Origin of the sequence: Mangrovimicrobium sediminis, assembly GCF_004745945.1 — a bacterium.
In the GTDB taxonomy this organism is placed as follows: Bacteria; Pseudomonadota; Gammaproteobacteria; order Pseudomonadales; family Halieaceae; genus Mangrovimicrobium; species Mangrovimicrobium sediminis.
The window spans coordinates 300,360-307,591 of sequence record NZ_SRLE01000002.1; the positions used below are offsets into that span (position 1 = coordinate 300,360).

Here is a 7,232-nt window from a genome sequence, read left to right on the forward strand (position 1 = left end):
AATACAGATATAAGGCCATGCACTTCACCCTGCGCCAACTGGAGGTCTTCCTCGCCACCGCGCGCCACGAGAACATCAGCCGCGCGGCGCAGGACCTCGCCATGTCCCAGTCCGCCGCCAGCGGCGCCCTGCGCGAACTGGAGCAACAGTTCGGCGTGCAGCTGTTTGACCGCTTGGGCAAACGCCTGCAGCTGAGCGAACTGGGCCGCGAACTGCGCCCGGAGGCAGAAAGCCTGCTGGCCCGCGCCGGCGCCTTCGAGCAGGCCCTGCGCGGCAGCGAGGCGGCGGGCTCCCTGCGTATCGGCGCCACCCTGACCATTGGCAACTACCTCGCGGTGCAGATGATCGCCGCCTTCCGCGAGCGCCACCCCGGCGCCGACCTCGCCCTGCACGTGGCCAACACCGAGGCCATCGTGCGCAAGGTGGCGGACTACGAACTGGACATCGGCATGATCGAGGGCGAGATGCATCACCCGCGGCTGGAGACCCGCTACTGGCGCGAGGACGTGCTGCAGGTGTTCGCCGCCCCGGGTCACCCGCTGGCGCGCAAGCGGCGCCTCGGCGATGACGACCTGCTGGCCCAGGCCTGGATCGTGCGCGAACCTGGCTCGGGCACGCGGCAGACCTTCGAGCGCGCCATGCACGGCCTGCTGCCGGAGCTGGATATCCGCATGGAGTTGCAGCACACCGAGGCGATCAAGCGCGCGGTGGAGGCGGGTCTCGGGGTCGGCTGCCTGTCGGCGATTACCCTGGAGGAGGCGTTTGCGCGCGGTTCACTGGTGCCGCTGCGCGTGCCGCAGCGGGATTTCACCCGCCAGCTCAACCTCATCGTGCACCGCGACAAATACCACAGCGCTACCCTGCGACGCTGGCTGGACCTGTGCCGGGAAACACAATCTGCCGCTCGGCGCGGCCGGAGTGCAGGTTGACCAACTCCCAGCCGGTGGCCGCGCGCGCCGGATCGTCCGCGCCCAGGGTCATGAGCGGGATGTGTGACGCCCCACGAGTCGATGTTGGCACTGAGGGCGCCGCATAGGGCCAGGCCCAGGCACTGGCGGGCAGGGCAGTAAACCGGATATTGCCCAGCTGCTGCTGGCCCTGCTGGTGGACATGCCCGTGAAACACCTCGACCTGGCGGAAGCGCGCCAGCAGCGCATGCACAACCGGTGCCTCCTCGGTCCAGAAATTCCACGGCCGGTACAGTTGCTGCAGCGGCGCGTGGGTGAACAACACCAGCGGCGTATCGTTCGCCAGCGGCGCCAGTTCCCGCGCCAGCCAGTCCAGCTGCGCATTGCCCAGCCTGAAGGCATCGCAGTTGGGGTTTTCCAGGCAGGCCATCTCCGCCATGCGCCGCTGTGCGCTGGGCCACTGCGCACTCCAGTTGTCCGAAGTAAGGATGTTGTTGAGCACGATGAAGTGCACACCCTTGAGCGCAAAGCTGTAATGACTGGGCCCGAACAGCTCGCGCCAGTGCTCGCCCATGTTCAGGTAGTAATCGTGTTCGCCCACCACCATACGGCAGGGGGCGTGCAGCCCGGACAGGATATCCGCACCGTGGTCCAGTTCCGCGCGTTTGCCCAGCTGGGCGAGATCGCCGCCGAACAGCACGAAGTCCGGCGCCGGACGCAGGCGGTTGATCTCCGCCACCGCCAGGCGCAGCTGGTCGTCCCAGTTGCGCACGAACTGCCCGCCGCGGATCTGCTGGATGTGCGCATCGGAGATGCAGGCAAAGCTGATCTCGCGCGTGTTGTCGGCAAACGCGAGGCGCACCACCCCGGCGGGCAGGGCAGCGGCGCACAGTGTGCCGCCGGCCCCGCGCAGGAAGCGTCGCCGGGACGCGGGCAAGGCTCAGTGACCGCCGTCGGTGATGAAGGTGATTTCGTCCTCGCCGTAGTCCAGTTGCTCGGAGGGCAGGACGCGAGCGCCGGTGTAACCCAGCTCCGCCAGTTCGCTCACCAGCAGGCCGGCGCGGCGCCCGGAGCGGCAGTACACCAGCACCGGCGCGGACTTGTCCTCGGGCAGCACGGCGAGGTGCGCACCGAGGTCGTCGTGCGGCACGTTTACCGCTCCGGCGACGTGACCGCCGGCGAATTCATCCGGCGAGCGCGCGTCGAGCAGGGTGAACACCGGCTGGCCCGCGGCGTAGGCACTGAGCAGTTCGCTGTCGATGGCCGGTCGCGCCGGGGCAGAGGCGCTGTCCTGGGCGGCGGCCGGGAGCGGCAGGGCCAGGCAGCACAGCAGGCACAGGGAAAACAAGGCGTGGCGGGTCATGGCGGTCTCCTGCAGGGTGGGCGCGCTGCGCCCGGTTTGAAGCGTTGAATAACACTGCGGACAGTAGCCCCGGGCCGCGGCCGGGTCAATGCCGCGCCGGCAGGTGTGGTATTACCAGACCGGCCGACCCTCGGGCCAGCCTACATAGGCCCAGGCCTCCGGGCTCTTCCAGGTGAACTCGACGTAGTGGCCGAGCACCGCGCGCGCATCCAGGTAGACGAACACCAGGCTGGGGATGGCCTCGCGAATCGACAGCGGGCCTTCAAAAGCCAGCGGCAGGCCCAGTGCCTCGATCTCCGCGCGCATCGCCGCCTCATCGTCGCGGCGCAGGGAGATGTGGTGGAAGCGCGGCACCGCATCGCCGGTATCCGCCGGCAGCATGCTGGTGTAGTGCTCGATGTAACCGCCAGTGGGCTGGATGATCTCCACGTTGAGCCCGCCGGCCCAGAACGAGGCGACGCGGGTCGACAGCGGCTGCTCACCCTGCGGCGTGCGCACCGTCATCTGCGGTTCGAAGCGGTCGAAACTCTCCACGCCGAAGCGCTCGGCGACCATCTCCATGGCCCGGTCGAGATCGTGCGTGACATAGGCGTTCTGCATGTGTCCGCGCAGGAACATGGCTCCTCCCGGCTGTATTCCAGCCTGTTTTTGTCGGGCGATCCCCAGGCCGGCCTAGTACCCGCGCCAGTCGATGGCGATCTGCCCGAAGGCGTCCTCGACCATCGCCTGGTTCCAGCCGTAGTCCTCCAGACGGTAGCTGTAGCTGCCCAGCTTGTGCCGCGGGTTGTCGCGGTCCCACTGCAGCATCGCCGCCTCGCCCTCGGCGGTGAGCGGGATGCCGTGCAGGGCATAGACCTCGCGGGCGACGCTGATGGCTTCGTTGACGCAGCGGTGGTAGGGCGTTTTCACCAGTCTCACCGCGTCGCCCAGTTCGGCGAGCTGGCGTTGGTAACGGCCCAGTTCGTAGCTCCAGTACTCCACCAGTTCGTCCGCCATCTGCCGCGGGTCGTAGCTGTCGAAGGAGATCTGCATGATCTCGCCCATCATGCGCATGCTCGAGCCCATGGTGTGGGTGAGGTCGCGCTGGGAGATGACAAAGGTGGCGCGCGGGAACACGCGCAGCATGTCCGCGATCTCGCCGGTATGCCCCGGGTTTTTCAGCAGCCAGGGGCGTTCGCGCCGGCCGCCGTCCTGCCACTGCAGGTACTGCAGCATTTTCTTCAGCCAGGACAGCGGCGAGGCGCGATCCACGCTGCGCGCCCAGGCCAGGAATTCCGGGTCCGGCGCGGTGATGTACTGCATCGGGTAGTCGAAGTTGGCCAGCGGCACGAAGCTGCTTTCCTCGGCCTCGAAGGCGTCGAACTCGTGCATCACCTGGTAGCTCTCGCCGGTGTTGGTCACCGCCGACATCATGCGCTGCGTCCACTCGATACGCGGTGTCGGATCCCCGGGCTGTTCGCCGGGGAAAGGCGCCGGGTTGAACATGCGGTAGGCGTGAGTGGTTTGCAGGTTCGGGTCGGCCGAGAGAAAGCGCTGCAGCTTGGTGGTGCCGCTGCGCGGCAGGCCGAGTACAACGATGGGGTCGGACACGTCCTCGTCGAGGATCTCCGGGTGGCGCTCCACATCCGCCTCGTAGCGCAGGCGGTTGGCCAGGAAGCGCACGTTGTTGGCGTGCATCGCCGCCAGACCCTGGGCGGACATGGGCAGCCGGGTGGGAATCTCCAGCACCTTTTCCAGGTTGGGAATGAAACTGGTGTCGCGGAACGCCGTGGCCGGTGCCTCCGCCAGTGCCGCCTCCAGCAGCGGCTCCAGTTGCAGGGCCTGCTTCAGTCGTTCGATCTCGCTCATGGCCGCGCCCCCGCTCAGAAATCGCCGCAGCGGCGGCGGTACACCGAGACCAGCCGGCGTTCCAGCAGCGCCCGGCGCTCGGCGGGGGTCACCGTGGGTGTGTTGGCGGGCAGGTGCGCGCGCACCTCGGCCAGCGGGACTGTTGTCAGCCTCGGCTGCGCCGGCGTGCGCGCGGCGCGGAAGAAGCGGTAGGCGATGAGGTGCAGCACGCGGCCGGAGGCGTCCAGCCAGTTCGGCACGCCCGGGTCCTGCCAGCTGCACACGATGCGTATTTTTCCGTCGGCGTCGGTGTGCACCTGCTGGCCGTTGAGCGAGGACATGCGCGCCCACCAGTCGCCGGGCTCGTACTGCATCTGGAACAGGGCGGTGTTCCAGTACAGGGAATCCGGGTCGTCGGTCTCTATGATCACCGCCTGGTCCGGCTGGCAGCGGAAGTGCCCGGGGAAGTAGTTGGTGCCCTCGAAGGCGCCGGGAATCTTCAGCTCGGCTATTTCCACCGGGTCCGCATCCAGGTGCGCCTGCACGCCTGCGCGGTAGAAGTCCGTGTGCACGCGCAGCAGGTCGACAAGGCGGTGGAAGCGGGTCTCCGCCGTGGGCCGGTCCAGCAGTTGTGCCGGGAACGGCTGATCGTCCACGGTAAGCACCAGGTCCGCTGGCTTTTCGCTCTGCCAGTCCGCGTAATACTGGCGGCTGTGCAACTCACAGGGGCCTTCGGGCAACTCAAGCCACAGGGCGTTGCCGAGGTCCGCAGGCCGCTCGCGGGACAGTACGATCTCGACCTCGCGCTCCGGCGCCAGTTGCTCCGGCGCGTCGAAATTGTTGATCATGGACTGGGTCTTCCAGCCCACCAGGTCGCAGGCGTGGCCGCTGTAGACGGTGAGCTGGAACACGCACGCGGAGCCGCGGTTGCCGCGCAGGCGGTAGCGGTAGTCGCCGTGCAGTACTGCCGAGTGGTAGACGCAGTCCGGCGAGGGCAACTGGAACTGCACACGGCTGGTGCCGCTCATCTTGGTCAGGTTGGGGTTGGCGTAGTCCGCCTCCATGTAGGCGGCGTGGCCGAAGCTGATATCGCGCAACAGGTGGCGCAGCGCCTCGTGGGTGTCCAGTTCGCGGTCGTCCCCCGGCCAGCCGGTGATGTGTTTTTCCAGCTTGTAGCGCATCGCCGCGACCAGTTCATCCAGCTGCCGGTTGGCGTAGGCGAGGGCGCCGGCGTCGCTGCTGAAGTCCGCCGCGCTATCGGCGGATTGCGAGCGCGAGGCGAAGTTGGTCTGCGCCATGGTGGTGTCGTTATCGCTCATTGCCTGTCTCCATTTGCTGGTCGGCCGCGGTACCTAAACACCGCTCTTTGGTGGCAGCAGGCCCGAGCCGGTGATCGCGCCGCCGTCCACTGGCAGGGCGACACCGTTGATGTAGGACGCCGCCGGGGAGACCAGGAATTCCATCACCGCGGCCATCTCGTCCGCCTCGGCGCAGCGCTGCAGGGGGATGCCGCGCACCAGACCCGCGAGCACTTCCGGCGGCACGTCCCCGGACTCGAGAAATCGCGTCATGCCGGTCTGCCGGGTCAGGCCCGGGCAGATCGCGTTGACGCGGATGCCCTCGCAGCCGACATCCCGCGCCACCGCGCGCACCAGGCCGATGACCGCGTGCTTGCTGGCCACGTAGGCGGCGTTGTCGCACTCCCCGGCCAGGCCGTGGGTGGATGCGGTGGCCAGGATCGCCCCGCCGCCGCGACGGCGCAGTGCCGGCAGTGCGGCGCGCATGCCCAGCGCGGTACCCATCAGGTTGACGCCAATCACCTTTTCGAAGTCTTCCCAGGCGACGTCTTCCAGGCTGCCGCCCATGGGAATGGCGGCGTTCAGCAGTACTGCGTCGAGGCCGCCGAAGCGCTGCTCCGCCGCCGCGATCATGGCCTTGTTCGCTTCGGCGCTGGTGATGTCGGCGACATGGCCGGTCACCCCGGCCACGCTTTCCGTCCAGCCCAGCGCGGTGGTGTCGCGGTCCACCGCGAGCACCTGCCAGCCGTTGTGCGCCAGGCGCTCGCAGGCGGCGCGGCCGATGCCGCCCGCCGCGCCGGTGACCAGCGCAGTCCTGTTCGCATCGCTCATGACCTGTCTCCCCGGCCGCCGTGGTAGGCCTGCGCGCCTCGCTGGTGGCCCGTCGTGCAGGGGGTGCGCCCGGGGGTGGCTGGCCACTGAGATTCCCAGAAGTTATCTAAGGTAGTTGGCTTAGTTAGGGGCAGGAATCCCCGAGGAGTTTTGCGCATAGGAAGCTGTCTTCACAGTTCGGCCGAGATATAGCGGTCATTCCCCGGCTGGCTGTATTTTGTTATTAAGGTATATACCTTAAAATATAACGCCAGGATGCCGGGCCGGCAAACAGTTTTTTGATCGCGGCGGGTCCACACCCGGCGTGCGGTAACCCGGTTCCGATCCGGCAGGGTCGATCGCAACGGACAGGTAAAACGATGGCAGGCAGCAACACCGCGCGGCAGCGCCGGGACTCGCGAGGCGAGGACGCCCGGCAGGCGATCATGGATGCGGCGGAAACGCTGATCGGCGAAAAGGGCTACGCCGGCGTGTCGCTGCGCGAGATCACCGGCGCGGTGGGTTCGGCCAACCACTCCATCGTCAACTACTACTTCAAGAACAAGGACGGCCTGGTCCGCGCGATCATCCGCGACCGCGCTGAAGCCATCGACGCCCGCCGCAAGGACCTGCTCGCCACCTTGGTGAAGCGCGGCTTCGAGCGCGATACCCGCGCCATCCTCGAGGCGATCCTGCGGCCGATTGCCGAGGTGCGCAACGCCCAGGGCACCTGTTCCTACGCGGCATTTCTTCTGGCGCTACGGGTGTTCAACGACATCTCCCACTGGCGCACGATCGCCGACTCGCCCGAGATGACGCGCAACCTGCACGAACTGCTGCGCGACAGCCTCGCGCCGCTGCCCGCCGATGTTGTCGACATGCGCTTCCTGGCGGCCTTCACGGTGTTCCTGGTGTCGGTGGTGGACTGGGACCAGTCGCGGGCTTTCTCCCAGGCGGTGATTGCGGATCGGGATGCGTATTTGCAGGCTTGTCTGGATTTTGCGGCGGCGGGGATGGGGGAGGCTG

General features: G+C 67.6%; 8 protein-coding genes. 2 read left to right on the top strand and 6 right to left on the bottom strand.

Annotation, left to right across the window (positions count from 1 at the left end; translation table 11 throughout):
• The first annotated feature begins 17 nt into the window (after positions 1 to 17).
• Positions 18 to 929, top strand: a complete 912-nt coding sequence (locus tag E4634_RS02955; RefSeq protein ID WP_135441095.1) for a LysR family transcriptional regulator — start codon at positions 18 to 20, stop codon at positions 927 to 929.
• On the opposite strand, the gene E4634_RS02960 is transcribed toward E4634_RS02955, so the two are convergent.
• The 6 genes from E4634_RS02960 to E4634_RS02985 form a co-directional block, all read right to left on the bottom strand.
• Positions 856 to 1,845 (bottom strand): metallophosphoesterase family protein, encoded by a 990-nt coding sequence (locus E4634_RS02960; protein WP_135441096.1) that lies wholly within the window; start codon positions 1,843 to 1,845, stop codon positions 856 to 858. The two genes, E4634_RS02955 and E4634_RS02960, sit on opposite strands and share 74 nt — an antisense overlap.
• 3 nt (positions 1,846 to 1,848) lie before the next feature.
• Positions 1,849 to 2,271, bottom strand: a complete 423-nt coding sequence (locus E4634_RS02965; protein ID WP_135441097.1) for a rhodanese-like domain-containing protein — start codon at positions 2,269 to 2,271, stop codon at positions 1,849 to 1,851.
• Positions 2,272 to 2,382: 111 nt separating this feature from the next.
• On the bottom strand, positions 2,383 to 2,889 hold the full coding sequence (locus E4634_RS02970) for a VOC family protein (RefSeq protein ID WP_135441098.1): 507 nt from the start codon (positions 2,887 to 2,889) through the stop codon (positions 2,383 to 2,385).
• Positions 2,890 to 2,943: 54 nt separating this feature from the next.
• Positions 2,944 to 4,119, bottom strand: a complete 1,176-nt coding sequence (locus tag E4634_RS02975; RefSeq protein ID WP_135441099.1) for a sulfotransferase family protein — start codon at positions 4,117 to 4,119, stop codon at positions 2,944 to 2,946.
• A gap of 14 nt (positions 4,120 to 4,133) precedes the next feature.
• Positions 4,134 to 5,417 (bottom strand): hypothetical protein, encoded by a 1,284-nt coding sequence (locus tag E4634_RS02980; protein WP_135441100.1) that lies wholly within the window; start codon positions 5,415 to 5,417, stop codon positions 4,134 to 4,136.
• Positions 5,418 to 5,450: 33 nt separating this feature from the next.
• A complete protein-coding gene (locus E4634_RS02985; protein WP_135441101.1) occupies positions 5,451 to 6,227 on the bottom strand; it encodes an SDR family NAD(P)-dependent oxidoreductase in 777 nt (258 codons plus the stop codon).
• A gap of 359 nt (positions 6,228 to 6,586) precedes the next feature.
• Here E4634_RS02985 and E4634_RS02990 point away from each other — a divergent pair.
• Positions 6,587 to 7,232 (top strand): TetR/AcrR family transcriptional regulator (locus E4634_RS02990; RefSeq protein ID WP_135441102.1); only part of this gene is annotated, 646 nt, incomplete at its 3' end.

Bases quoted from the DNA above. Each gene is read 5' to 3' on its own strand.
- E4634_RS02955 (WP_135441095.1), top strand. From the start codon at position 18: ATGCACTTCACCCTGCGCCAACTGGAGGTCTTCCTCGCCACCGCGCGC.
- E4634_RS02965 (WP_135441097.1), bottom strand. From the start codon at position 2,271: ATGACCCGCCACGCCTTGTTTTCCCTGTGCCTGCTGTGCTGCCTGGCC.
- E4634_RS02970 (WP_135441098.1), bottom strand. From the start codon at position 2,889: ATGTTCCTGCGCGGACACATGCAGAACGCCTATGTCACGCACGATCTC.
- E4634_RS02975 (WP_135441099.1), bottom strand. From the start codon at position 4,119: ATGAGCGAGATCGAACGACTGAAGCAGGCCCTGCAACTGGAGCCGCTG.
- E4634_RS02980 (WP_135441100.1), bottom strand. From the start codon at position 5,417: ATGAGCGATAACGACACCACCATGGCGCAGACCAACTTCGCCTCGCGC.
- E4634_RS02985 (WP_135441101.1), bottom strand. From the start codon at position 6,227: ATGAGCGATGCGAACAGGACTGCGCTGGTCACCGGCGCGGCGGGCGGC.